Annotated in this window: 28 protein-coding genes; 13 read left to right on the forward strand and 15 right to left on the reverse strand. The window is 42.8% G+C overall.

Annotated elements, in window-relative coordinates:
• The first annotated feature begins 48 nt into the window (after positions 1–48).
• The 3 genes from ACEN82_RS15705 (at position 49) to ACEN82_RS15715 (ending at position 2,705) form a co-directional block, all read left to right on the forward strand.
• On the forward strand, positions 49–1,059 hold the full coding sequence (locus ACEN82_RS15705; RefSeq protein WP_413322816.1) for a glycosylasparaginase: 1,011 nt from the start codon (positions 49–51) through the stop codon (positions 1,057–1,059).
• A gap of 127 nt (positions 1,060–1,186) precedes the next feature.
• Complete coding sequence (locus ACEN82_RS15710; RefSeq protein WP_413322817.1) at positions 1,187–1,939, forward strand: copper homeostasis protein CutC; 753 nt, start codon at positions 1,187–1,189, stop codon at positions 1,937–1,939.
• Positions 1,940–1,943: 4 nt separating this feature from the next.
• The gene (locus ACEN82_RS15715) at positions 1,944–2,705 is read left to right on the forward strand and encodes a hypothetical protein (RefSeq protein WP_413322818.1); all 762 of its coding nucleotides are present in this window, start codon (positions 1,944–1,946) and stop codon (positions 2,703–2,705) included.
• Between the two features lie 13 nt (positions 2,706–2,718).
• Here ACEN82_RS15715 and ACEN82_RS15720 read toward each other — a convergent pair whose 3' ends face one another.
• The 4 genes from ACEN82_RS15720 to ACEN82_RS15735 form a co-directional block, all read right to left on the reverse strand.
• Complete coding sequence (locus tag ACEN82_RS15720; protein ID WP_413322819.1) at positions 2,719–5,559, reverse strand: TolB family protein; 2,841 nt, start codon at positions 5,557–5,559, stop codon at positions 2,719–2,721.
• A 376-nt stretch (positions 5,560–5,935) separates the two neighbouring features.
• Positions 5,936–7,456 carry an IS1182 family transposase gene (locus tag ACEN82_RS15725; protein WP_495643978.1) on the reverse strand — a complete coding sequence of 507 codons (1,521 nt, stop codon included), beginning with the start codon at positions 7,454–7,456 and terminating at the stop codon, positions 5,936–5,938.
• A 129-nt stretch (positions 7,457–7,585) separates the two neighbouring features.
• Positions 7,586–7,801 (reverse strand): hypothetical protein, encoded by a 216-nt coding sequence (locus tag ACEN82_RS15730; RefSeq protein WP_413318579.1) that lies wholly within the window; start codon positions 7,799–7,801, stop codon positions 7,586–7,588.
• Positions 7,802–7,884: 83 nt separating this feature from the next.
• Positions 7,885–9,150, reverse strand: a complete 1,266-nt coding sequence (locus tag ACEN82_RS15735; protein WP_413318577.1) for a metallophosphoesterase — start codon at positions 9,148–9,150, stop codon at positions 7,885–7,887.
• A gap of 181 nt (positions 9,151–9,331) precedes the next feature.
• Here ACEN82_RS15735 and ACEN82_RS15740 point away from each other — a divergent pair, with 181 nt between their 5' ends.
• From ACEN82_RS15740 to ACEN82_RS15750, 3 genes are all read left to right on the forward strand, one after another.
• The gene (locus tag ACEN82_RS15740; RefSeq protein ID WP_413318575.1) at positions 9,332–9,544 is read left to right on the forward strand and encodes a hypothetical protein; all 213 of its coding nucleotides are present in this window, start codon (positions 9,332–9,334) and stop codon (positions 9,542–9,544) included.
• Between the two features lie 169 nt (positions 9,545–9,713).
• Entirely contained in the window at positions 9,714–10,574 is an 861-nt protein-coding gene (locus ACEN82_RS15745) for a glycoside hydrolase family 16 protein (RefSeq protein WP_413318573.1), read from the forward strand.
• A gap of 110 nt (positions 10,575–10,684) precedes the next feature.
• On the forward strand, positions 10,685–10,885 hold the full coding sequence (locus ACEN82_RS15750; protein ID WP_090524329.1) for a hypothetical protein: 201 nt from the start codon (positions 10,685–10,687) through the stop codon (positions 10,883–10,885).
• A gap of 95 nt (positions 10,886–10,980) precedes the next feature.
• Here the strand turns inward: ACEN82_RS15750 and ACEN82_RS15755 are convergent, their stop codons facing one another.
• Complete coding sequence (locus ACEN82_RS15755) at positions 10,981–11,127, reverse strand: hypothetical protein (protein ID WP_167516182.1); 147 nt, start codon at positions 11,125–11,127, stop codon at positions 10,981–10,983.
• A gap of 796 nt (positions 11,128–11,923) precedes the next feature.
• Between ACEN82_RS15755 and ACEN82_RS15760 the strand changes: the two genes are divergently transcribed.
• Positions 11,924–12,412 (forward strand): VOC family protein, encoded by a 489-nt coding sequence (locus tag ACEN82_RS15760; RefSeq protein ID WP_413318570.1) that lies wholly within the window; start codon positions 11,924–11,926, stop codon positions 12,410–12,412.
• 17 nt (positions 12,413–12,429) lie between these two features.
• Here the strand turns inward: ACEN82_RS15760 and ACEN82_RS15765 are convergent, their stop codons facing one another.
• The 4 genes from ACEN82_RS15765 to ACEN82_RS15780 form a co-directional block, all read right to left on the reverse strand.
• Positions 12,430–12,639 carry a hypothetical protein gene (locus tag ACEN82_RS15765; protein WP_413318568.1) on the reverse strand — a complete coding sequence of 70 codons (210 nt, stop codon included), beginning with the start codon at positions 12,637–12,639 and terminating at the stop codon, positions 12,430–12,432.
• A gap of 12 nt (positions 12,640–12,651) precedes the next feature.
• Positions 12,652–12,867, reverse strand: coding sequence for a hypothetical protein (locus tag ACEN82_RS15770; RefSeq protein ID WP_354481722.1), 216 nt, complete (start codon positions 12,865–12,867; stop codon positions 12,652–12,654).
• Positions 12,868–13,009: 142 nt separating this feature from the next.
• The gene (locus ACEN82_RS15775; RefSeq protein ID WP_413318566.1) at positions 13,010–13,411 is read right to left on the reverse strand and encodes a hypothetical protein; all 402 of its coding nucleotides are present in this window, start codon (positions 13,409–13,411) and stop codon (positions 13,010–13,012) included.
• Between the two features lie 20 nt (positions 13,412–13,431).
• Positions 13,432–14,007: an RNA polymerase sigma factor gene (locus tag ACEN82_RS15780; protein WP_243770747.1), complete on the reverse strand. Its 576-nt coding sequence runs from the start codon at positions 14,005–14,007 to the stop codon at positions 13,432–13,434.
• Positions 14,008–14,244: 237 nt separating this feature from the next.
• Between ACEN82_RS15780 and ACEN82_RS15785 the strand changes: the two genes are divergently transcribed.
• From ACEN82_RS15785 to ACEN82_RS15800, 4 genes are all read left to right on the forward strand, one after another.
• On the forward strand, positions 14,245–14,724 hold the full coding sequence (locus ACEN82_RS15785) for an Lrp/AsnC family transcriptional regulator (RefSeq protein ID WP_090524317.1): 480 nt from the start codon (positions 14,245–14,247) through the stop codon (positions 14,722–14,724).
• A 6-nt stretch (positions 14,725–14,730) separates the two neighbouring features.
• Positions 14,731–15,693, forward strand: a complete 963-nt coding sequence (locus tag ACEN82_RS15790) for an EamA family transporter (RefSeq protein WP_413318563.1) — start codon at positions 14,731–14,733, stop codon at positions 15,691–15,693.
• Positions 15,694–15,735: 42 nt separating this feature from the next.
• A complete protein-coding gene (locus tag ACEN82_RS15795) occupies positions 15,736–15,909 on the forward strand; it encodes a hypothetical protein (RefSeq protein ID WP_495643982.1) in 174 nt (57 codons plus the stop codon).
• Between the two features lie 85 nt (positions 15,910–15,994).
• Positions 15,995–16,378, forward strand: coding sequence for a DUF6169 family protein (locus ACEN82_RS15800; RefSeq protein WP_413318561.1), 384 nt, complete (start codon positions 15,995–15,997; stop codon positions 16,376–16,378).
• Positions 16,379–16,380: 2 nt separating this feature from the next.
• Here ACEN82_RS15800 and ACEN82_RS15805 read toward each other — a convergent pair whose 3' ends face one another.
• Positions 16,381–17,388 (reverse strand): ABC transporter ATP-binding protein, encoded by a 1,008-nt coding sequence (locus ACEN82_RS15805; RefSeq protein ID WP_413318559.1) that lies wholly within the window; start codon positions 17,386–17,388, stop codon positions 16,381–16,383.
• Positions 17,389–17,559: 171 nt separating this feature from the next.
• Here ACEN82_RS15805 and ACEN82_RS15810 point away from each other — a divergent pair, with 171 nt between their 5' ends.
• A complete protein-coding gene (locus tag ACEN82_RS15810) occupies positions 17,560–17,769 on the forward strand; it encodes a hypothetical protein (protein ID WP_090524308.1) in 210 nt (69 codons plus the stop codon).
• A 4-nt stretch (positions 17,770–17,773) separates the two neighbouring features.
• On the opposite strand, the gene ACEN82_RS15815 is transcribed toward ACEN82_RS15810, so the two are convergent.
• Positions 17,774–18,697 (reverse strand): ChbG/HpnK family deacetylase, encoded by a 924-nt coding sequence (locus ACEN82_RS15815; RefSeq protein ID WP_413318557.1) that lies wholly within the window; start codon positions 18,695–18,697, stop codon positions 17,774–17,776.
• A 259-nt stretch (positions 18,698–18,956) separates the two neighbouring features.
• Complete coding sequence (locus ACEN82_RS15820; protein WP_139159911.1) at positions 18,957–19,421, reverse strand: hypothetical protein; 465 nt, start codon at positions 19,419–19,421, stop codon at positions 18,957–18,959.
• A 353-nt stretch (positions 19,422–19,774) separates the two neighbouring features.
• Between ACEN82_RS15820 and ACEN82_RS15825 the strand changes: the two genes are divergently transcribed.
• Positions 19,775–21,340, forward strand: coding sequence for a M20/M25/M40 family metallo-hydrolase (locus ACEN82_RS15825; RefSeq protein WP_413318555.1), 1,566 nt, complete (start codon positions 19,775–19,777; stop codon positions 21,338–21,340).
• A gap of 236 nt (positions 21,341–21,576) precedes the next feature.
• Here ACEN82_RS15825 and ACEN82_RS15830 read toward each other — a convergent pair whose 3' ends face one another.
• The 3 genes from ACEN82_RS15830 to ACEN82_RS15840 all read right to left on the reverse strand — a co-directional run bounded on the left by ACEN82_RS15830 (position 21,577) and on the right by ACEN82_RS15840 (position 23,650).
• On the reverse strand, positions 21,577–21,714 hold the full coding sequence (locus tag ACEN82_RS15830; protein WP_167516184.1) for a hypothetical protein: 138 nt from the start codon (positions 21,712–21,714) through the stop codon (positions 21,577–21,579).
• Positions 21,715–22,009: 295 nt separating this feature from the next.
• Complete coding sequence (locus tag ACEN82_RS15835; protein ID WP_413318553.1) at positions 22,010–22,564, reverse strand: RNA 2'-phosphotransferase; 555 nt, start codon at positions 22,562–22,564, stop codon at positions 22,010–22,012.
• Between the two features lie 24 nt (positions 22,565–22,588).
• Positions 22,589–23,650 (reverse strand): helix-turn-helix transcriptional regulator, encoded by a 1,062-nt coding sequence (locus ACEN82_RS15840; protein WP_413318551.1) that lies wholly within the window; start codon positions 23,648–23,650, stop codon positions 22,589–22,591.
• Between the last annotated feature and the right edge of the window lie 87 nt (positions 23,651–23,737).

The following is a 23,737-nucleotide window of genomic DNA, read 5'->3' on the forward strand; positions in this document are numbered from 1 at the left end:
GAAGACTTAGAACTTACGACTTAAAACTGTTTTTCATATATTAGCGGTATGTACAACCGCCGTAAGTTCATTAAATTATCCGCCGCAGGTGCTTCATTTGCAGCGCTTTCTAAATCTGCCATCGCAAAAACTGTCATATCAAAGCCCGAAGGCGGTTATCCTATCGTAATTTCAACCTGGGATTTTGGCATTATAGCCAATAAAGGTGCCTGGAAAGTATTATCAGCCGGGGGCCGTGCGCTCGACGCCATTGAAGCCGGCGCCCGCATTCCCGAAGCCGAAGATATTACCAACCATACCGTTGGTCGCACCGGCCTGCCCGATCGTGACGGACATGTAACCCTCGACTCATGTATCATGGACGAGTTTGGCAACTGCGGCTCGGTAGCAGCCATGGAGAATATAGCCCATCCTATTTCGGTAGCCCGTTTGGTGATGGAGAAAACCCCTCACGTAATGCTGGTTGGCGAAGGTGCTACCCAGTTTGCCGTTGAGCAGGGTATGAAAAAAGAAAAACTGCTAACCCCCGAAACAGAAAAGATCTGGAAGGAGTGGCTTAAAAAGGCCCAGTACAGCCCCGTTATGAATATCGAAAACGGCAGCAAACCTGGCAATAAATATAACCATGATACCATTGGTATGCTGGCTATTGACGCCAAAGGCAATATCTCGGGCGGATGTACTACCAGCGGTATGGCCTTTAAACTGCACGGCCGCGTTGGCGACAGCCCTATTATAGGCGCAGGCCTTTATGTGGATAATGAAGTTGGCGGTGCTACATCAACCGGTGTTGGCGAAGAGGTGATCCGCAATGTGGGCAGCTTTTTGGTGGTTGAATTAATGCGCCAGGGTTTATCGCCCGAGGATGCCTGTAAGGAAGCCGTAAACCGCATTATCAAAAAGAAGCCGGAAATAGCCAAAAAGATCCAGGTTGGCTTTTTAGCTATTAATAAAAAAGGCGAATATGGTGCCTATGCTATACAAAGTGGTTTTTCATACGCCGTTTGTAATGCACAACAACAGGACCTGTTAATACCGGGCAAGAGTTATTATAAATAGATTTATTTGGTTCATGGTTGATAGATCATGGTTCATGGCGAAAAGCTATTAGGATGTTGGGTTAAATAGACGGATCTGGCTATGAACTATCAACTATGATCCATGACCTAAAAAACATAAAAGAAAAATGTATCAACCCGTATCGCTCGAAGTTTGTGCTAATTCGGTAACATCGGCCCTGGCGGCCCAGGAGGGCGGCGCTGTGCGTGTTGAACTTTGCGAAAATTTGAAGGAGGGTGGCACCACCCCATCGCACGGCACTATATTAATGGCCCGCAGCCTGCTCCATATCAAGCTTTATGTGCTCATCCGTCCGCGCGGAGGCGATTTTTTGTACAATGATATGGAGTACAAGCTCATGATGGCCGATATCAGGTATTGTATTGATGCCGGCTGCGACGGCGTTGTGATAGGTATCCTTAAAGAAGATGGCTCTATCGATATAGAACGATGTACCGAGATGGTACGCCTTGCCAGGCAATGGGGCCTGGGTGTAACTTTTCACCGGGCTTTCGATATGTGTGCCGATCAGCATAAAGCCCTTGAAGAAATTATTGAAATGGGCTGCGAGCGGATCCTGACCTCGGGTGGTAAAAGCACGGCTATTGAAGGCGCCAGCAACTTAAACCGACTTATTGAGCAGGCGGCAGGCCGTATCAGTATTATGCCCGGAAGCGGTGTAAGCGAAGTCAATGTAGCCGACCTGATCCATTTTACCGGCGCTACCGAAGTACACTCATCGGCAAGGATAAAAATTGCCAGTAAAATGAAATTTCATAACGATCATATACTCATGAGCAACGAAGCCGGCGATGAATACAGCATTGATGTTACCGGCGTTGACCGGGTTAAGGAACTGATCAGGCTGGCAAACAGTTAAATTTATGAATAGAAAAATACTTTTTCTGTTTTTATTCCAAGTTACCGTTTTAAAAAGTTATGCCCAGCTTCAGACTTATTATCACAAAATAGAATCAGTATCTAATAATGAAAAGAGCGTTACCAGGCTTTTCCAAAGAATTGACAGCATTAAACAAACCCGGCAGCCCCATGATAGCAAAGTAACTACTTACTTTAACAGAGATGTGGATTTTGGTTATAAGCATCAACGGATAAATGTTATTTTTAATGGATCGAATCGTTACTATGTTAATTTACTAACAATGTGCGACAGCATTCTAATTAGTTCTGTGTGCTATGATAACTCATTCTTTGGAGATCCGCTTTACGATAAACTAAATAAAAGAGAAAATCATCCAAAAATAGATACTACGAAAGTGTTGCAATACTTAAAAAGACGCAACGACTTTTACAAATCATCCAAAAACATTGAAGATTTAGTAAAAGAGTTAAATCTATATAAAATGTATGCCTTTTATTGCGGTGACGCAAGTCCTAAAACGAAGATGGGGGAATATATTGACGAGCTTGTAAAAAACAGGGATATCAAAAAACTTAAAAATCTGTTGCTCAGCTTTTGCTGCGAGGAACAAGCCTACGGCGTTGCCGGAATAAAAACTCTTCAAAAAAAGAATGTCAAAATTCCTGTTGAGATCATTCGGATAGCCTCCTATGTTAACGATAGAAAATCAGAGTTGATCACCTGTTCGGGTTGTATAGTGGGCATCATAAGTACTGATTATTAGATCAACCATCCAACTAAAAGAAAGTCACCGGTAAAACCAGCTCTATCCTGTTTCGCCCTGTCCCACCAAAAAAGTCTTCATCAAGCAACCTGCTGTACCGGATACCGAATGTGATGCTATTTTGATTAAAGAACTTGGTATCGAAATACAAGGTACCGCCCACCGACCTGAAATTTTGTTTAAAGCTGCTGCCATCAGTAAAAAAGTTGGAAGCACTGGCATGGGTATAATCAAAAAACAATGCTGTACGTAAGCGCAAAAGGTAAAACAGGTTGCCGAAACCTGCATCAGGATAAGCTATTGGCATATGATAGGTTAAGCCAATCTTATTCATATTATCCAGGTTTTCGGCGGTATAACCTTTGGAGAAAGGGAAATCATTAGAGAAATTGATCACGTTGTCCTTCCCTTTTTGCTGGTGCGCCAGGCTGATGACAAAGTTGTGGTTCACAAACAAACCAGGGAAATAAAAACTTCCCGTAGCCAATAGCTGCGTTGCGCCCGATCCTGAAACTGCCGATTTATAATTAACGCCAACGCTTTGTGCAAACCGGGGATAGATATTTTTCTGTGCCTGTTGCGTTTGATTGCTAAAGCTGAAATAATTATTCAAATAGCTATATGACCGGTCGGCAAAGTTGCTTTTGTAGGCCTGTTGAAAGTTGATGCTGTTAAAATACAGGTCGCTGCCAAAGGTAATACTGGTTAAACGCTTGCCTTCACTAAAATTCAGGGGGACCCGCAAGCCACCATGTACAGCAGTCTCGTTCCAGTAAACGTATTGGCCTTTATAAAAGCTCCGCCTGTCGAGTGTATAATCGGCCCCGGCCGAAATATAGGGGAATAAAGCCCCGTAAATGGCATCGAAACCAAACTGTTTGTAGCCTTCGTTGGTATTATAATCAAAAGACAATTCGGACTGAAAAGTATTCAGCACATTCTCGCCCGTGATAGCGAATGAATAATTAGGGTCGCTGATGTTGGGGATGATACTGTGAAAATTAAACAACCCATGTGCTTTGGAATAGTTGGTAACCGGCAATGGCTTATCAACTATCCCCGTTACTAAATTGGCAGCCGAATCTTTTTTGAGTGCTGTGATCCCCAGATCGGGCAGGTAGCGGGCATAATCTCCCCCAGCGGCTATCCATTTTAAATCTTTTTTGTTAGCCTGGTTAATCCGGTAACCATCGGCAGTAAAACCCACCCAGGCCAGTTTATTATCGCTTACAGCAGGTTGGTAATAGCCAATACCACTGTCGTTACCGGGAGGCAGCATCTCATAAACACTTCTATCGTTAAGCATCATTACAAACAGGCGGTCGTTTCTGCCATCGGCTTGGGTAAAGTAAAGTGTATCTTTTTTCAGGGCGATAAAACCTATAGGGCGAAAACTCAGTGGTGTTAAATACGTTGTTTTACCGGTAGCGATCTCTGTAAGCGCTATCCCCATTCTACCATCCTTATTGCGCGCTGCCGACAGCAGTTTGCCATCGCCATAAAACTTAGGATATGTGTAAAACAGCCCCCGCGGATTTGGAATTTCCTGTTGCAGTTTCCCTGCTGTGTCTAAAATATGCAACCTGCTTGCACCTGATGGATCAACCTGTACGGCAACAATACTTTGGCCATCGGCACTAAAAGCAGGCGAAAAGTATTTTGCTTTTGATGTGATCTGGTGTTCCTGGCCTGTTTTTGCATCAAGCAGCATCAATTCACTATAATTACGGTAGCCCCAGCGTAAATCCGGCCGATAGGATGTATAAATTATTTTACCGTTGTGATAATCAAAATAACTATCCAATGAATAGGAACGGGTGCTGAGTTTTACCTCTTTATCACCGGTTTTAATAACAAAGGCGGGCAAATGATCGTAAGTATTTTTGGCATAGATGAGCGTACTATCGTTCACAAAAGCCGGGTATTGCCGGTTGGCGTCAAAATGTTTCTTTCGTTCTGCAACCGGTTGGGGGGTATCTTCGGCAAATTGCTGTTTGAAATAAGCAAACCCGTTATTCGAAAAGGTTTTGAAACTTTCGCCGGTGTATTTTTTAACAGCCCATTGAAAAGGATAAAAGCCACCGCGATAGGCCGCGGCGTCATGTGTTACGTTTTTCCAAAGTTCGCTGCCATATTTTTCGCGGCCGTAGGCTACCATCATGTAGCCGAGCGGGTAATGATCGGGCACATAATCGCGGTACGAGCCATTGCGAAGCTTCATATAGCTGTAGTTTTTATCCGCAGCCCACAGCGCACGGTAACCGGTAAAAAAATAAGGCAACCGGCCCCTGCCCTGTTCGCTCACCAGGGTTTCGTTAAAAACAGCATCGCCCTCAAAAAACCAGTTGGGTACAGCCAGGTCGTTACCCAGCGCCTGCCCGCCCTCACCAAAAATTATACGGAGTAAATGCGACAGGCCTACATTAAAATTATTGTACTGCTGCACATGCCTGTACTCGTGAATAGCCAGTTGCTGCGGCCATGGCAGGCTGCCTATATCAAAGCTATTTTGTTCGGGAGTTAAAAAAAACTCGCTCCTGAAGGGGGCCAATCCTACATAGCCGTTGGCTACGGTGGTTTGGTTTTGCAATACAATACTGATTTGTTTTTGCTTAAAGCCGATTGTTGGCCGGATCAGGCCATTCATTTGCTGCACGATATTGGCAACCCTTAACCCCGCCGAATCCAACCCAGTCGGGAATATTACCCGCGCGGGTGGTGTGTTTATCTGTTTCCACTTTATAGATGGCGGGTTACCGCCAAACACCTGCGCTTTTGATAATGTAGCAGAAAGTAACAGCGCCGGAAGTATTAATTTTTGAAGCGTTTTGCAACCGGTAAACAGATGATTCATTGGGGTGAAAGTAAGTACAAATTGTAATTTAAACAACAAGCCACTTACTGAACGCTTATGAATTTGAACTGGTATAAAACAAAAAACACCCATCAAACTGACGGGTGTCAAGACAAGGTTAAAGTTAAGGTTTAGGTTTTTAATATTATATCAATTATTATTGAAGGCAATATTAGCAACCCGTGATAGGTAATGGCAGTTCTTGTTTTGCAGGATTTAATCAACGCTTAAATCTCGCCATTTAAAAACGGTCCCGCAACCCGTGAAAACACGGTATTTTATTCCGTTTAATAACGGTAGGTAACCGGTACTGGATTACAAAAAAGCCCGATATGAATGTGGCCGTTGCGCAACAGGGCTTAAAATGGCTGAATAATTAATTTGCAGAGCAAATGGTTATTCGGCCATTTGCTTTTATCGCCATCCCTAAAGCGTTTAATGAGTGCTCTGTTATTGAGATACAGGCCGAAAAAGTATTAATAAAAGCATCAGAATGGTTCCCGGGTATTTTTCTTATTCTTCTTCTGACCTTTGTTGAAACGCCATTGACAAGTTTTTTAAGGTTATAGGCAACGGCGGCCATGATCATACATTTATTGGCCAATTCGAGCCCTTTTGTGTTTACCTGTTTCATGCCTGTAAAATTGATCAGGGTGCCCAGTACCGGTTCTACCGTACTTTGTCTTACTTTCCTGGCCTTGCTCCCTTGTCGGGTTTGCATGCGTTCATGCATTTCTATATAAAGGTCTTTAGCTACGGAATCCTTAAACACTTTAAAGCCTTGCAGATTAGCGCAGGTGCTTTTAAGCGGACAGTCCCTGCAATCTTTAACACTGGTACGATATATCTTATGGGTATTATCGTTCTCTGCTTTTTTGAAGTTGTGAAAAGTAAGGTATTTGCCTTCAGGACAAACATACCGGTCTTGCTCCCCGTCATAACTGAAGCCCTGCCGGCTTTCCCTGCTTTGACATCCTGACCTGTTAGGTATGAAGCCTTTAATATGATTATCAGCTAAAAACAGAAGCGCCGCTTCACCGCTATAACCTGTATCGGCAAGCACATCTTCTATTTCCATGCCATTATCTTTAAGGTTTCCGGCGACATGGGTAAGGATATCAGGCAGACATGGTGCATCTCCTCTATCTGCATGAAAGGCCTGGATGTGTGTAATAACGTGGTTTTGTGTATCTACGCTTACATGAGCCGAATAGTTCAGCCGCGTTGTTTTTCCGGGTTTCACCGATAACCGGGCATCAGGGTCTGATGGGCTGTAACGCTTGCTGTTCGCTTTCTTATCAACTTTAGCGTTCTTTCTCGGCTTAGGCTTGGTGTTTTCATCCGGTATGTCCCCAGCCGGGGCTTCATCATTATGATCGTCCAATTGCTTGCCATAAGTTGATGCATCATTCATGATCTCGCGTTCGACCAAACTTGACATAGCTGCATTGGCTTTGACAAATGCGCTATCGATAGCCTGTCTTTTACCTGCTACCAAACCTGCATCAATACACTTTTTCAGAACCTGTTTAAACACAGCTGTAAACTCATCTTCTCCATAAAGCTGGCGTGTGCGGCTTAATGTCGAATGCCAGGGAAGTTCTTCATCCAGATCATATCCTATAAAATAGAGGATATCCATGCGCATACGTGAGGTAGCAATAATGCGCCTATCGCTATTCAGGTTCTCTAAATAACCAACAAGCATTAGTTTGAAAAACACAACCGGGTCAATGCTCTTTTGACCCTCTGTACCATAATATTTGGCCGTTGTATCATAAACAAAGTGGAGATCAAGTATGTCTTTCAAACGCCTGTAGAAGTTATCAGCCGGAACATAGTCTGAAAGCTGAAACCTGATGAAGAGCTTTTCCTGATAATCTTTTTTGCCTTGCATGTCCTTAATATACAAAATAAATCTCTGACTACCAAATAGTTAATCAAAGAAAAAGACCCGATCAAAACTTTATTCGATCGAGTCTTTTCTCAGTTGCGCAACGGCCACGAATATACCGGGCTTACTATGTCATATTTTGATGATCTTACCGCCTTTTTGCCCGGAAGGTTTAGGCGGATCAGGTTTGGGAATATGTTTTATAATGTAGACAAGTGTATGGGCTATTGCGCTTATAGCTTTCACACCAAAATGTACAAAAGGCTTCATCACTTGCCAGGCATTGCTTTGCTGATGCTGTACCTGCGGACCATTTTTGCCTATCCTTTTTATATTGTTAGTTGGCATAATCTTAGTTTTAAATGCTTCATATAAAAAGCATAAAAACCTTGCCACAAATCAGGCCTCCAATTCCAGCGCCTATTGTTTGTTTACACTACCTTTTTCTTTAGCTCAATAACTGTAACTTCCGGCCAAATACCTAACCTTCCCGAAAATGCCAGGAAACCAAAACCACGGTTTACGTACAGATATCGGTTCTTTTCATTAGCGAGGCCAGCCCAGTCGACATAACGGTATTTTACCGGGCTCCACCTAAAGCCGGGGATCTCAACCCCAAACTGTGCGCCATGAGTATGCCCCGATAGGGTAAGATGAATAGTGGTAGGGTTATAACGAACCTGTTCTTCCCAATGGGTAGGGTCATGCGAAAGCAGGATTTTAAAGGCATCCTGGGGTACGCCCTGAAGCGCCTTATTCAAATCGCCTATCTGGATGAAACCTCTGCCCCAGTTTTGGATCCCGATCAGGGAGATCGATTGTCCGCCTTTTTCAATAGTTACATTTTCATCCAGCAGCAAACGATACCCTAAAGCTTTGTGATGTTGTTTAAGCTTATCGAGGTTGGCTGCTTTTTCCTGCATGCTATCCCAATGGATATAATCACCGTAATCGTGGTTACCTAAAATGGAAAACTGTCCGTAAGGCGCTTTGATCTGCCCAAACCTGTCAATATAAGGTTCAATTTCCGATGCCGCATTATTCACCAGGTCGCCGGTAAAAACAAACAGGTCACTTTTTTGCGCTTTAGCCAGGTCGATACCGCGTTGCATAGCCTCGGTATTATCAAAGCTTCCCGAATGGATGTCAGAAAGCTGCGTGATGGTAAAGCCATCGAAGGCATCGGGCAAATCATCAAAATAAAGGGTGGTTTTGTGCAGCTTATAATCGTATTTACCCTTAAGCATGGCATAAAAAAACGAAGTAAAAGGCACGGCAGCCACCAGTACCGCTATTTCACTGATGAACTTACGCCGGCCTGGAAAAGCCGATTGCCCGACGCCCCCGCCCGAACCACTGATCAAATTGAATACACCTACGAAAAACCGCCCGAGATCGCCAAGGGATAATACGATTATGAAAACCAATTTGGTAATAAAAAACGTCAGGAACAGGCTTAGCATCCACTCATGAAACGGGCGCATGCCGCTTGCTGTACTAAAAGCGCCAAAGCCAAGTAAAAATAAAGCAGTTACGCCTATAGATATGATCAGATACCCCCATAAAACAACGTTGCGCCACAGGTTTGATTGCCAGTCGGCAGTTAAGGTTTTAAGGCCGGAATGGATGTACCAATCAAACAACAAACTAATCAACGCAATAACTGCGAATACCTTCAAAAAACCACTACTGTGCATATGAATCCATATAAGTTTGCAATTTAAAAAAGTAAAGGTAATTAGAGGGTAAAATTGCAGATGCAGGCCAGGTTCAAAAATTTGGGGAAAGACAGGAACTTACTTCATGTAAAAATAGAGACCAATAACTAATAGTAGTTGGATACAAATTGCCGCGAAAAGTCGTTTAAAGCCATTTATTTTGAGTGGGCCCAATACATATACCGCCCAGGATAGCAAAAATAAAGCCAGTGCCAAGCCTCCAACTATTAAAAGATTTGGGCCTTCAGAGTCATTAAAAAGAAAGAACAGCAGCCTGGAGCAAATGATAGCCGTTACCGCCAACATTATTAATGAAACCTGTTTCGACCTGAAATATAAGTTTGTTGTGTTATTACCCATAACCTTAAGATGAGTATTACACAAATATAACAATGTAAGCAGAGATTCTTCATCTGTTTATTTGTCAATGTATTTTAGTTTCAAACCGGGACGCTGCTGTAAAATTATGATCGCAATTGGTAAAGACTAAGTTCCTCTCATTCAATTTATCTACCTTTAAACCCTTATCTCACACACCACTAATGAAACTAAAACACCTGCTGCTGTCAGTTCCGCTTTTATTAACGTTACAGGCATTCGCTCAAACTAACACTAAAACCGATACTGTTTTTTTCGAAGATTTTAACAACCCCGCCCTCAACAGGAGCAAATGGAATGTTGAAGTTACAGGCAATACTGTTAACGACGAGCAGCAGGCCTATGTTGATTCGGCGGCTACCATTTATATGATAGATGGTAAAGCCGAAGGTGCCGAAAACGGCGCACTTGTTTTAAAGGCTTTATATAAACCCGGCTTTACCAGTAAACAGCAGCGTAAATATGATTTCATTTCAGGCCGCATTAATACCCGAGCTAAAATGGAGTTTACATATGGCACGGCCTCATGCAGAATGAAAATGGCGGCAGGCGCAGGCTTATGGCCAGCCTTTTGGCTGCTTGGAAACGGTAAATGGCCCAATTGCGGCGAAATTGACGTAATGGAAACCGTAGGCGACTCAAGCTGGGTAAGCCATGCTTTACATGGCCCCGGCTACTTTGGTGATACGCCGCTTGCAAAACGGGTATTTTTCCCGGCAGGCATTGATGTTACCCAGTGGCATGTATATTCGGTAGACTGGTTGCCGGAGAGCCTTGTTTTTAAGGTTGATGGCAAAATCACCTATACGTTAACAAAAGCAATGGTTGAAAAATATGGCCGCTGGGCTTTTGATAACAAAAAATTCATCATCCTTAATTTTGCATTAGGCGGTGGCTATCCTGGTGGTGTTAACAAGGTTACCAAACCCTATCATGGCTTATCAGAAAATACAGTTAACAAAATAAAAGCCGGTAGCGCCAAAACCATTGTGGACTGGGTGCTGGTAACTAAAACCTCGAATTAATATTGTTGATACATTTGTAAAATAAAGGTTATTTAAATTTTACTTTCATAAAACACTGGGTAAATTTTATTGCCATATTTTTGAATTATTAAAAATAACATCATCTACCCATGGCAATATTAACCGTACAAATACCCGACTCAGAGATCTTTACTTTATCAAGTATAGTTGAACAGATATCAGGCAGCATCATCAAAGTTACTGCCGAAGAAGACATCAATCAGGGCGATTGCATTTTACATAAAGACGACCTTATAATTAAAAACAAACTGGAAGGCAGCCTTCATTCACGGCACCTTTGGAACGATTGATCTGCCATAAACGATCCCGGTTTTTAAACGCCATAAACAAAACAGGCCGTGCTGATGAAGCACGGCCTGTTTTGTTGTATTTACCTGTTACCTGTTTAATTATGTATAACTACGCGTTCATGTACACGAACCCTTTCGTCGTGTCGTCGCCTGTGTCGTTCCCGGTATTCGGCCGAACAGCTTGTAAAGCCCATTGCTGCTAATATTAATAATGAAATTGAGCGTGAAACAGTAGTTTTCATAGCAAAGATTTATTAGTTTTCGATAGATAAACTATGGCCAAACAGTTATCATGCCATAAGAGTGCGGCAACAAAGCGGTAAAAGGAATGTTACAGTAGGATAATCACCAGTCGACAACTATTCAAGCGATAACTCAGGAACTCCGTGGCGCCATGGCCCGGTTAATCCAAACAAACAAAAAACCGATGGCCAAAAAGGCTATAAGCATTAATAATGATATTGCTCCATAGCTGTTTGCAGCGTTAAATTACTATAAAACGGCCCTGTAAAATACAAACAAACTATTATTATCCCTTAAATAAATAATAATCTGCAAAGGGCGGTAACATAAATTCAGTTTCATACGTATTATATTTTCATGGAGGATTTTATTCTCAATTAGCATTTTTTTAACTTTTGGGGATAAAATACGAGTACTTTAACAAGTTGATTGACCTGATAACTAATCGCAATTAAAAACTTAATTAAACGCCGGATGAAGTATGAGGGGCTATGTAAATATACCAGGATCGGTTGATTGTAACTGCTGCAAGGTTTGCGGTGCAAGACCAATAATTGTGCTGATTAAAGATATTGGATATGTAGTAAAATGCCCTGTTGATGACAGTCATTACAGGACCGATGCGGGCCTTATTGATATTAATGACTGGAATTTACACAATATCAATTGTATTAATCCCCTGGACGAAAGATTGATATTCAGTTTTCATTGAATGCTTATGTAATTTATTTGTGCATTACTTTAACCATAATGCTAAACCTATATCTTTAGGCATTTAAATTACTAATCCTAACAATGAGATCTTTATCAATAATCTTTAAAACAGCCAAACTAACCACGTTGCTGCTGGCAATAACTGTGTTTTTGCCTGTGGTTTGCCAAGCCCAAAACGGTACTGATAACTCGCCGGTAATTGATCATATCGCCATTACTACCGGTAACCTTAAAAAAAGCACCGAATTTTATACCAAAGTATTACACCTTAAAAAAGTTGACAACCCCTTTGCAGATACCGTACACCAATGGTATAGCCTTGGCAATAATGTAAAACTACACGTTATACAGGCCGAACGGAATGAAAAACAGGTTAAAGGCGTACACCTTTGCTTCACCGTTTCGTCGGTAAAAGAGTTTGCAAAAACGCTTGATCAAATGAATATCCCTTACTCAAACTGGAAAGGCGACAGTAAAGAACCTACCTACCGGGCAGATGGCGTATTGCAATTGTATTTCCAGGATCCGGATGGCTACTGGATTGAAATAAACAGCCCGGCCAAAAAATAAGCCGGACTGCCAAACAATCACTTAACTAAATTTTTGTATTTCTTTTTAAACCAATAGCCTTTCCACAACCAAAAGCCCGAAAGCACTATTATTGGAAAGAATACCCATTTTACCGCCGCGGCCGCGTTAGGAATTTGAGCAACCGGGCCATAAATATATCCTATAACTGGGATGCTTAACAAGATATGAACCCATCGGATCACCTTACGTTCAAGCGCGGCCGTCATTGTAAACAGGTATTAGTAATCCAGCTCCTGGCAATGGATGCCGGCCTTTTGCAACAACGATTCGATATAACGAGGTGAAAGATCTTTAGCCTCCACCCGTAGAATATTATCGCAGTCTTCCAGGTCAAAGTTCCATTGGGCTATGGCGGGTATTTTGGTTAATAAATTTTGTACCCGGCTCACCTGCCGTCTCTGCCGTACACTTGTTGCAAATACCAGTACATCCATTGTTATTTTATTTGAGGTAGATAAATATTAATTTATATAGAGCTGAAAGCGGAATGCTTAAAGCTGATATTCCTGATCGTTAGTGACAATTATTGCCATATATGAAATCAGTTAATGAATTTCATATAATCCTTAAGTTTTTTTATTCCGCTTTCTTTTCTTCGTTTGCAGTGGTTTTAAAATCGTCCCAGTCACGGTTAAACCTGCCATGCCCGTGGCCTCTCCATCCGCACATGCGGTCTTCCCACTGGGCGCGGAATTTATCTCTGTCTTCAGGGCTCATATTCTTAAAACGTTCGGCCATGCGTCCGCGCATCCAGGGCGCTCCTCCTCCGCTTTTAGGGCCGCCTTTCCCAAAACCAAACAAAATCTTGCATAAAATAAATATGCCAACGGCCTGCCAGTAAGTAATGGTTGTTACATGTAAAATATCCGGCAATAAATTATTCCACAGCTGCATTACCACAAAGCTGATGACGGCCAGGCAAGCGAGCACCCCAAGCGGGATGAAGAAAAATCGCCTTTTATAAAAAAATGGTTTCATGTTATATAATGTCTTAATTTTTAATATTCAGTAATTTCCGTGTAAAGCTGGGCAAGCCGTTTGCGCAAGTGTAGTACGGCGTAACGTTTCCTTGATACCAGCGTGTTGGTATTTAGCCCGGTACGTTTGGCAATTTCCTCAAAGGGGATATCTTCAAGCTCATGCCAAACAAATACCTGTTTTTGTTCTTCGGGCAATTCATCCAGCGCAAAAAATAACTGCTCCCAAAAAAGGTTGCGCAAATACTCGGTTTCGGGAGTGGTAGCTTCGGTAAGGAGTATGGCTTTAAAGTCCGGTGCCTCATCGTCATAATCCTCATCATCGGCCAGCATATCATCAAGCAGGGTTTCCGTCTTTTTTTTATGCTTATCAGTTATTTTGTTCCGGGCCACCCGGTATAGCCAGGCGCTGGTTTGTTCAATCGGTTCAGAATTAATAACAGCGCTAAACTGGTACCAAACGTCCTGGAGTATATCCTCGGCGTCGGCATCGTTCTTTACCCTCCGGCGAATAAATCCCAACAGGCTTTTACCATACGACGCTATTGTTTGTATGATGTGGCTGTTTTTGTCCTGGGGCATTATCGCTGTTGTCAATTTCTTTATCCTTTTTAAAGATAAAGACGATTGTGATTTAAAAACATTTTAATTTTTTTTCAAAAAAATCTATTGCCTGTCAAAAAGCCATTTCAGACAGCTAAAACAGTATTTATTTGATTGCAGAAGCGACTTAAGCAACTGATGTTTAAACATTATAAAGATATATTTGTCGAATTAAATTCATTTTAATTAAAAATATTTGAACTTTATTCAATTTATACCGAATATTACCGTATGATTAACGAACCGGAAATTATTTTAGATAAAACAGACCTGCATATTTTACGATTGATGCAGGAAAACGCCCGGATCTCTAATGCCGACCTGGCCCGTGAGCTTGGCATGGCGCCATCCGGCATACTGGAGCGCGTAAAAAAACTGGAACAAAAAAATGTGATCCAACAATATACAACGCGCATCAATCCGGCGGCCCTGCAGCAAAAAATGCTTGCTTTTATATTTATGAAAGCGGCCGATGGGCCAGGAAGCGATGCTACATCAGGCGAGCTGGCCAAGATACCCGAAGTACAGGAAGTGCATCACATAGCCGGCGACGATTGCTATTTAATAAAAGTGCGTACTTATGACTCCGCTTCATTAATGAATTTAATGCGCACTCACTTCAGTAAAATACCCAATATTTTGAGCACCCGCACCACCATAGTGCTCGAAACCAAAAAAGAACAACAACAATTGGTTATACCCGAAAAATAATATATCATGGCACCTACTACCGCAAAATCCACTTCGCCCTTATTAGTTATTATAGCTTTCGCCACTGTTTATATAGTATGGGGCTCTACCTACTTTTTTATAAAAATTGCAGTAGCCGGTTTTCCGCCGCTGCTGTTGGGCGCGCTGCGTTTCTTCACAGCGGGTTTGCTGTTAATGGCGTGGTGTGCAATTAAGGGTGAAAGGATTTTTGTAAGACAAAACATATTGCACGCGGCGGTAAGCGGTTTCCTGTTGCTGGTAATAGGTAACGGTGCAGTAATATGGGCCGAACAAACTTTACCAAGCGCTATGGTGGCCATTATGGTAACATCGCCGCCAATTTGGTTCGTGCTGCTTGATAAACCCAGCTGGAGCACCAACTTTAAAAGCAAAAGCACCATTATCGGACTTGTAATAGGCTTTATAGGTGTGATACTGTTATTCCGTGATCAGATCGCGGACGTATTGGGATCATCGGCAGGTCCATCAAAATTACCGGGAATGTTATTGCTTTTATTTGGTACGCTGGGTTGGGCATCCGGGTCGTTATATTCAAAACATTATAACACCAAAGGATCGGTATCGGTAAATACGGCCTGGCAAATGCTTGGAGCCGGCATATTTTTTATTCCCGCAAGTTTTTTAAACAACGAGGTACAAACCGTACAATGGCATGCCATACCGGCACAAAGCTGGTATGCCCTGGCTTATCTCATTATATTTGGATCGATAGCGGCATTTAGCGCTTATGTATGGCTTTTACAGGTGAGGCCGGCCACCCAGGTTGGTACCTATGCCTATGTTAACCCGGTGATAGCCGTATTATTAGGGGTAATTTTTGCAGGCGAACATGTAACGCTGATCCAGGTTATTGGACTGGTTGTAATATTGAGCAGTGTGTTGCTGATCAATTTATCGAAGTATAGGAAGGCAAAACACGGAGAACACAAACTGGCTGTCACGGAATGATATGGTTTTGTTTTGATGAATTTTTTAACGAATTTTGTTTAATTGAAAACAGCAAAAACAAATATCGACAAGTCTTCGGATAAAAACCAGTCGACCTCTAAAAAGGTTAATCCATTCAAAAAATTATTGGAGGACAAAGATCGTATTGCCAATGCTGTTAATAATGATCAATCCCTCTCAACGTTAAAAGATATCAAATTTGTCCGCCCGCTATAACGTTGAACTTTTAGAGGAAGGTAACGTATATAAATTTAACACATCTTCCGGGGATATTTACATAGCATACTTTACTGAATTCATAATGCTTGATCCCGATGAAAACGAGATTACTGTAATTTCGTTTGGTTTCACATGTAAACGGTCCGGTCAGCATAAACAACGTTATGATAGCAAGGTAAAGCATACTATCGTTCATATCATCAATATTTTTTTTGCTAACCAACCAAACGATGCCATTTTATATATGTGTATAACCAATGACGGTAAAGCAAGGAATAGGCATATTATCTTTAATAACTGGTATCACGAATTAAATAATGGACTTGAAAAGCATAGTTCATCCTCTGAGCATGGAAAGAAAGGATTTTATGCGTCCATTTTATTTAAAAGCAATAATCCTCAAAAGACGAGACTGATCTCCGCTTTCTACTTTACAATAGATTATTGGGGACTAAATAACCTTTAACCTCAACTCTCCCACCTCCCAAATTCAAAATATTTACTGATACTGATGCCAACTTTACTGCCAACCGGGTACTTACGCCTGTCGTAATTGAGTATCCGCAGTGTTAAACCATCTTTTTCAACAATAAGCTCTTCAAAAAAGCCTTTGAACAACACCATTTTTACCAGCCATTTGCTGCCCAGGCTGCTAATTTTAATATGCTCGGCGTAAACCACTACTATGCTGCGTTTACTTTTTATGCCGCAAACTTTTGCCTGGGCCGATGTTAGCCGGGTACAGCTGGCCAGTATTTGCGCCGTGTACAATAATTTAGGCGAATGATATAACTGCTCGGGACTGCCGTTCTCCACTATTTCCCCTTCTTTAAGTACAATAAGTTCATCGGCCATGGAAAGGATCTCGGCAGGATCATGCGATACTAATACTACGGTAACTCCCCATTCCTTAACAATATACCTGATATCGTGCTGTAAACCTTCCCGGTAGGTGGCATCTACCTGGTTAAAGGGTTCATCGAGCAGTAAAACTTCCGGGCGGCTAATCAATGCTTTGGCAATGGTTACGCGCTGCTTTTCACCACCGCTTAATTTACCAAAGGGCATTTCCCTAATGGCGTAGATATTTAAAAGGTTCAAAGCTTCGGTAACATGATGGATAGCCTGACTTTGATCTTCGGCAGGCAAACCTTCACATATGGTGTCCCATACCGATATTCGCGGATCAAGATCGTTATCGTGCTGCGCTACCATCCTCATAACCTTGTGGGCATGCTGAATACCTTTTTGCCTGCTTAATACCTGCTCTTCCTTAAAAAACACCTCGCCATGGTCGGGCTCCAGGGTACCATATAACAGGTTAAGCAAAGTGGTTTTCCCGCTGCCGCTTTCACCTACTATCGCTGTTATCTTTCCTTTCGGAATAAAAATGGTAACGTTATTAACCCCCGAAGACTTATCCCCAAAAAAGTTTTTAGTAACCGATATGGTTTCCAGTATCAGATCATCTTGCATCTACGGTAATTAATTTTCAGGATGTTATTGGAAAACCATTCACCCCGGATCCAGGCTTCTAATCTAAAGAAAAGTTGAAAGCAAAAAAACTTAATATGCCAATCTGAGTGACAAGCGCAAAACAAATAGTAACTAAACGCTATTTATTATCAATAACCAAATTATATAACCATGAACAAAGCCATAGGGATTGTACTCATTATTGTAGGTGCGGCCATGCTCATTTGGACAGGCTTTACTTACACCAAAAAAGAAAAGATCATTGATGCCGGCCCTATACAGGTATCGGCCGATAGGGAAAAAACTGTTAACTGGCCGCCCTACCTGGGTGGATTATTAGTTATAGGCGGCATTGTTGTAGTTGCTACTTCAAAAAAATAGGGGCTTATTTATTATCTGCCGCTTTAAGTGAGCTAATATCCTTACCGGCAAGCAGTTGCTGATAATTGATCAGCTGAAACTTTTTACCCTTCATTGCTGCAAACTCGGGCGAGAGCAAGGCATTAAGTTCGGTTTGGCGGTGCAAACTGGTAAGGGGCTTACCCTCTTTTGAGTTCATCATGTTACTGTTCATATCAACCAGTACATCCATCTCGGGGCTCGGAGTAGCGGTATGCAGCACCATCATATTTGGCTTATCGGGATTAAGCTTACCTACATAAGCTAAAAACGCCGTTTTTTTTGTGGCGATAGGTTCGCCCCACATCTCTTTATAGGTTTCGCCGAAATAAGTTACGCTGCTTAGGGTTGATATGGCAAGCTTATATTTACGAGCCAGTTTTTCGGTAAGGGCACGCAATTCGGGTGTTGAAAGCGCTATGCCCATATGCGGATCAATATAGGTTATTTTTAATCCCGATGCCTGCGCCCTTTCAATCTGGGCCGACAACTCGGTTTCAATTTCGCTAAGTTTATAGCCGCTTTTAGCAAACGCCCGCGTTGATTGCGGAAAATACCCGTTTGAATCAACCAGGCTCGGAACAGCCGTACGGCCGGTTACAGGCCCCCAACGATAATTTTTCCATTCGGAGGTCAATGTAAGATGAACCCCAACCGTAACATTAGGATACTGCTTTAGTATTTCAACTGCTTCCTGATACCACGGGCACGCAAACTGCACCGAAGCCGAAAGCGGCATGCCTGTTTGAGCAGCCTTAAGCAAAGCCATATTTACAGAATGGTTCATGCCGATATCATCCAGCCTGATGAGTAACCGCGGCAAACTACCATTTAGTGACTGCGCGCGTACTTCCTTGCTTCCTAAACAAGTCATCAGCATGAGCAAGCAAAACAATATCCGTTTTATCATTTTTATCTTCAATCAAAAAAGGTTCACAAAGGTCAGGTCGGCAGAAAACCGGTTCCAACTCAACATTATAAATATCTTATTATGAGGCTTAATAAAACAAACAAAATTGAACATGATAGCATATTGTTACATACAGGCGAAGCGCTCTCAAACTTTAAAAGAAAGACCGGTCATATCAATAAAATAATTATAAAAAAGAAGGCCGCATCATTTGTTTTATGATGCGGCCACGAGGTTGCTGCCCCTCAGCAATTTAATATCATTGGGCCGAAACCAGGTCGGGATTATGGTTTACCTGGCTAATGGTGAGGGCCTGTTGAATGTTGAGCCCGGCACCCTGCTGGTCCGACATCCATTTTTGGATCAGTGCATTTAACGTGTTCAGCTGGCTGGCATAAGCATCGGGATTGGCGCCTTTCAGTTTTGCTAAATAAGCCACCGCGTCGGCTATTTTTTGCGCATCTGTTTTGCCATCTTCCTGTACGGCCCAGTTTAAATCGGTAACCACTTTGGGCAGCCATAATTTAATGCCATTCACAATTACTGCTGATGCCGGCACCAGGGTTTCCAGTGTCGTTTCCAAAAACTGGCCAGCCTGGCTTGCTTCAAGGTTTTTGAGTCCGTTAGCAACTTTGTCGGCTACGGTAATGATTTCATGTACAACGTCTGAAGCGTTGTGGAACAGGGATTTTACATGATCCCACATTTTTGATAAAAAAGACATAGGTTGTAGTTTTAAGTTTATATAATTTGATTGTTGGTTCACAAACATTTAAAGCCATATACAGGCGGCCCGAACACTATAAATACTATTGCTTCAAGCTATTTGCCGATTCAGAAAACTGCAAATAGCCTCCGGGTTAAATGACTTTAATTAGGGAGATAAAATTGACGATAAAAACACCCGGGTAACATAGTGTTTATACGCTTTCGGGATGCGGTTTTTACGTTATTTAATGAATATCAGCGGTATTACCAATGCTTATTGTGTTAACCGCACGGCTTAGTTCGGGTTTTACCCTCTCTTATTTATGTTTTTCAAACTAAAACCCTATATTCAAATCTAAAACCCTCACTATGAAATATATAAAACGTAATTTTATTTTCGGCGCGTTGTTGTTTGCCGGCACCGGCAGTTACGCCCAGCAGGAAGTTATTGATACTGCGGCTTTCAGCCGTATCCGTAAGGCAGAACTTAGCAGCTCACAAATTCCGCAGATAGCGCATTATTTAACCGATGTATCCGGTCCGCGGTTAACCAACTCACCGGGTTATGCCCGGGCAGCAAGTTGGGCGGTTGCCACCATGAAAAAATGGGGAATGACCAATGCCGCTACCGAACCCTGGGGCACTTTTGGCAAACAATGGGAAGTGCAGGATTTCAGTATGATGATGCGCGCACCCTATAATGCTCAGATCAGGGCTTACCCCAATCCATGGAGCCCCGGCAGCAACGGCCTGCTGCAAGGTGAAGTTATGGTAATTACATCGGCACAGGCTATAGATACTACTTATCTGAATAGTCACGCCGCGGGGTTTAAGGGAAAATTCGTGTTGGTTACCGGTGATGCGGCTGATTATAAAAAAGACTTTGAGCCATCGGCCGAAAGACTGGCCGACACCGCATTAGCCAACCTGAAGGATACTTATATGGTGTCCCGCTCCATGATCGACATATATACTACTAAATACCTGAAGATCTTTAAAACAGCAGACCGGATACTGAAAAACGCCGGTGCGCTGGCATTCATTAGCGCGGGCCGCAGTAATGTTAACGGAACCGTTTTTGTACAAGGCCGCTACGGCTATAAATTAACTGATCCGGAAACTGTACCGCAGGTTACCATGGCTTCGGAGGACGGGCAAAAGATGAAACGGCTGATCCAATCGGGCCAGAAAGTTGAGCTGGCCATGAGTTTTACAGACAAAACATCTACCGAAGATACAAACGGCTACAACGTGGTAGGTGAAATCCCCGGTACCGACCCCAAATTAAAATCGCAGTTGGTGATGCTGGGCGGCCATCTTGATTCGTGGCAGGCAGCTACCGGTGCAACCGACAATGCCGCAGGCTGCATTGTAATGCTGGAGGCCGTTCGCCTGCTCGATTCGCTTGGGCTTAAACCTAAACGCACCATCCGCATTGCACTATGGAGTGGCGAAGAGCAGGGGCTGTTGGGTTCATTCGGGTACGTTAAAAACCATTTTAGGGATGGCGTTAAATTTACTGTAAAGCCCGAGCAGGCTAAAGTATCGGCCTATTTTAATTTGGACAATGGAACCGGAAAAATCAGGGGAATCTTTGCGCAAAACAACGAAAAAATGAAACCGATATTTGAACAGTGGCTAAAACCCTTTAATGACCTTGGCGCCACAACGGTAACTATGGCCAATACCGGGTCAACCGATCACCTGGCATTTGATTGGGCTGGCATACCGGGTTTCCAGTTTGTGCAGGACCCTATTGATTATGAAACCCGCACACACCACAGCAATATGGACGACTACGACCACCTGATGATAGATGATCTGAAACAGGCCGCCATCATCGTAGCCTCATTTGTGTACCAGGCCAGTATCCGATCTGAAATGCTACCAAGGAAACCGCTTGTAAACGAAACTTTTGTCTTTGATGGATTTTAGCAGAACAGCAAACGTCCGCGATTAAATAATCTCACTGAGACGCAAAGGCGAAAAAAATCTTTGCGTCTTAGCGAAAAATATTTTTCTCAACGTATATTTTAATACAGGCTTGTTTAAACTTCAAAAAAACGACGGGTGCTAAACATTACATATAAGCATCAGGAGATATCGATGCTTTGCAGAGCCGACCCCGGTTTGTTCACAGGGCCGGCCTTCTTAATGGGTTTGAAAAATAGTTAAGAACGGTTAACAGGTTTCAGGATCCGCCTGTCTTCTGCTTTTTTGTTTAACCTGTTTTTAACAAATGAGTTGACCATAATAACCAGGATACAACAGGCAACTAATACGTAAATAATTAGGATGTGCTTTGGCATTTCAGTTTATAATTTCCTAAATGTAACAGGTTTGCTACATAACCTGCAAGCATTTTTTAAAATAAAGTTTCGACTAATTTGGTACAAAAGTCAAAAAAATGTCATTTTCCAATTTCGGAATTCGGATGTTCGATTTGGGATTTATCCTGAGTGATTAAATCCATGGACTCTGAGGGTTAGATGACAAAGAGGGCCTGTCAGTCTGAGCCTGTCGAAGACTCGTGTGCAGAGGCCTTGTCCGCCATACTTCTACGGGTTCAGTATGACACCCATTTTTTAAGTTGTCATGGATAGGTTAAGAGGAATATTTTCCAATGAAATCTTTGGGGACAAAATCGGTAAGCCACACCTTGTTTTCCGACAGGTAGAATTTATGGCCCAGCCGGTGCATTTCACCCGCCGCAACGGTTAACACAACCGGTTTACCATGGCGTTGACCAACTTTAACAGCCGTTTCCAGGTCGTTGCTTAGGTGTACGTGCTGCCGGATCCGCTTTTCGAGCCCGGTTTGCAAAATCGCCTCAACCGACTGGCTCCCCGTGCCGTGATATAGCACATCCGGTGGTATTTGTGCTTCATAACCCAGCTCAACCTCAACCGAATGCCCCTGGCTGGCGCGGATCTTCTGCCGGGCATCATCAAATGCGAAACGCTTTTTGGCGTTAGTTTCAACTATGTGGTTCAGCATTTCAAGAGTTATGGCTTTACCATGTGCAGCCGCTTTCAGCAGCAACTCGTCAACGGCTACCCAGCCCTGCTCATCAAGTTTAATATTTATTGCTTCGGGCTGATGACGTAATACCAGGCTTAAAAATTTACTTAAGCTGGTAGTTTCTTTTTCGCTTATCATTAGCACTAATATAAATGCTTTACGTCACGAATTTAACAAACTGCTCAAATTCCTCCCCTGCGGAACGGGGCTATCCCCAGCATAATGCTCCAGTGATTTTCGGTACAGGTCCTTCATTTGTTTAACCAGGATCCGCGGACCAAGCACTTTCAGTTTAGGCCCGAAACCAAGCAGCTCGCGCTCCAACTCGAAGTTCATGATTACCCTGATGCTGAATATCGTTCCATCTGCCGTAACTTTTAATATTTTTTGCGTGTGGTGCAATGGTTTGGTAATAACATACGGGGCATTTTTATCATCTACCCAAAATATGACTTCATTATCGCGCTGACCGGGCGATTTGGTAACGCCAAGCACATCATTATAATAAGTAGCGAGATTGATCCTGGTGTTTTCAATATATTCATCAGCATGTACTTCAACAGTCTGAATCCTGTCGAGCGCCAAGGTAAGCAGCGGCTTATTTCTTACGTGCGATACACCCAAAACAAACCATCGGTTACGGTACTCCTTCAACAAATAAGCGCTGAAACAAAATGTACTGGCTTCCCTGGCCTTAAACGACTGGTAGCTAACACACAGCGTGTTTTTAGCCACAATGGCTTTCCTAATAATCTCTATCCACTCCAAACCTTTCAGGTTATCGTTCTTTTCAAAATCAACTACCGGCACACTGTGTGTTTTCTGGCTGTAGATCTTGTCTTCCAGTTTGGTTACCATTTCGTTAAGATCGGCAAAATGGCCAAGGCCTTTAAACTGTCCCAGCAAACCCGCCACCTCGCTCAGTACCTGCATGTCCTGGTTATTGAGGGGGATGTTATTGATGCTGTAATTTTTGTCGGAGTAGGTGTAATACTTTTTATCAACCACTACAATAGGCGCTTCGTACCCCAGCTTATTACTGCGCATCATTTCAATATCGGCCTGTACCGTGCGGCGGCTTACCCCGCTGTCTATCCCCTGGTACTCGTACAAAGCTTCGGAGCAGGCTTCAATCAAGTCGTCAAGTGTCCACTGCCGGCGGCGGTTTTGCAGGCAACTGTCAATGGTTCGGTAACGGATAAGGGCATTGCGGTTTACAGGCATATTTTGATTTCAGGTTTAGGATGTTTGTCAACACCCGTCATTGCGGTACAAAGCAAACCCAAACTTTACAGGGAGATCTCCATAGCT

The organism is Mucilaginibacter sp. Mucisp73 (assembly GCF_059491465.1).

Excerpts from the sequence above, each read along its gene's own strand:
- ACEN82_RS15775 (WP_413318566.1), bottom strand. The coding sequence starts at position 13,411 with ATGAAACCATTTTTTTATAAAAGGCGATTTTTCTTCATCCCGCTTGGG.
- ACEN82_RS15830 (WP_167516184.1), bottom strand. The coding sequence starts at position 21,714 with ATGCCAAAGCACATCCTAATTATTTACGTATTAGTTGCCTGTTGTATC.
- ACEN82_RS15815 (WP_413318557.1), bottom strand. The coding sequence starts at position 18,697 with ATGATAAAACGGATATTGTTTTGCTTGCTCATGCTGATGACTTGTTTA.
- ACEN82_RS15835 (WP_413318553.1), bottom strand. The coding sequence starts at position 22,564 with ATGATAAGCGAAAAAGAAACTACCAGCTTAAGTAAATTTTTAAGCCTG.
- ACEN82_RS15760 (WP_413318570.1), top strand. The coding sequence starts at position 11,924 with ATGAGATCTTTATCAATAATCTTTAAAACAGCCAAACTAACCACGTTG.
- ACEN82_RS15785 (WP_090524317.1), top strand. The coding sequence starts at position 14,245 with ATGATTAACGAACCGGAAATTATTTTAGATAAAACAGACCTGCATATT.
- ACEN82_RS15770 (WP_354481722.1), bottom strand. The coding sequence starts at position 12,867 with ATGGATGTACTGGTATTTGCAACAAGTGTACGGCAGAGACGGCAGGTG.
- ACEN82_RS15800 (WP_413318561.1), top strand. The coding sequence starts at position 15,995 with ATGCTTGATCCCGATGAAAACGAGATTACTGTAATTTCGTTTGGTTTC.
- ACEN82_RS15730 (WP_413318579.1), bottom strand. The coding sequence starts at position 7,801 with ATGCCAACTAACAATATAAAAAGGATAGGCAAAAATGGTCCGCAGGTA.
- ACEN82_RS15810 (WP_090524308.1), top strand. The coding sequence starts at position 17,560 with ATGAACAAAGCCATAGGGATTGTACTCATTATTGTAGGTGCGGCCATG.
- ACEN82_RS15745 (WP_413318573.1), top strand. The coding sequence starts at position 9,714 with ATGAAACTAAAACACCTGCTGCTGTCAGTTCCGCTTTTATTAACGTTA.
- ACEN82_RS15790 (WP_413318563.1), top strand. The coding sequence starts at position 14,731 with ATGGCACCTACTACCGCAAAATCCACTTCGCCCTTATTAGTTATTATA.
- ACEN82_RS15750 (WP_090524329.1), top strand. The coding sequence starts at position 10,685 with ATGGCAATATTAACCGTACAAATACCCGACTCAGAGATCTTTACTTTA.
- ACEN82_RS15840 (WP_413318551.1), bottom strand. The coding sequence starts at position 23,650 with ATGCCTGTAAACCGCAATGCCCTTATCCGTTACCGAACCATTGACAGT.
- ACEN82_RS15710 (WP_413322817.1), top strand. The coding sequence starts at position 1,187 with ATGTATCAACCCGTATCGCTCGAAGTTTGTGCTAATTCGGTAACATCG.
- ACEN82_RS15715 (WP_413322818.1), top strand. The coding sequence starts at position 1,944 with ATGAATAGAAAAATACTTTTTCTGTTTTTATTCCAAGTTACCGTTTTA.
- ACEN82_RS15755 (WP_167516182.1), bottom strand. The coding sequence starts at position 11,127 with ATGAAAACTACTGTTTCACGCTCAATTTCATTATTAATATTAGCAGCA.
- ACEN82_RS15735 (WP_413318577.1), bottom strand. The coding sequence starts at position 9,150 with ATGCACAGTAGTGGTTTTTTGAAGGTATTCGCAGTTATTGCGTTGATT.
- ACEN82_RS15820 (WP_139159911.1), bottom strand. The coding sequence starts at position 19,421 with ATGTCTTTTTTATCAAAAATGTGGGATCATGTAAAATCCCTGTTCCAC.
- ACEN82_RS15720 (WP_413322819.1), bottom strand. The coding sequence starts at position 5,559 with ATGAATCATCTGTTTACCGGTTGCAAAACGCTTCAAAAATTAATACTT.
- ACEN82_RS15705 (WP_413322816.1), top strand. The coding sequence starts at position 49 with ATGTACAACCGCCGTAAGTTCATTAAATTATCCGCCGCAGGTGCTTCA.
- ACEN82_RS15725 (WP_495643978.1), bottom strand. The coding sequence starts at position 7,456 with ATGCAAGGCAAAAAAGATTATCAGGAAAAGCTCTTCATCAGGTTTCAG.
- ACEN82_RS15805 (WP_413318559.1), bottom strand. The coding sequence starts at position 17,388 with ATGCAAGATGATCTGATACTGGAAACCATATCGGTTACTAAAAACTTT.
- ACEN82_RS15765 (WP_413318568.1), bottom strand. The coding sequence starts at position 12,639 with ATGACGGCCGCGCTTGAACGTAAGGTGATCCGATGGGTTCATATCTTG.
- ACEN82_RS15825 (WP_413318555.1), top strand. The coding sequence starts at position 19,775 with ATGAAATATATAAAACGTAATTTTATTTTCGGCGCGTTGTTGTTTGCC.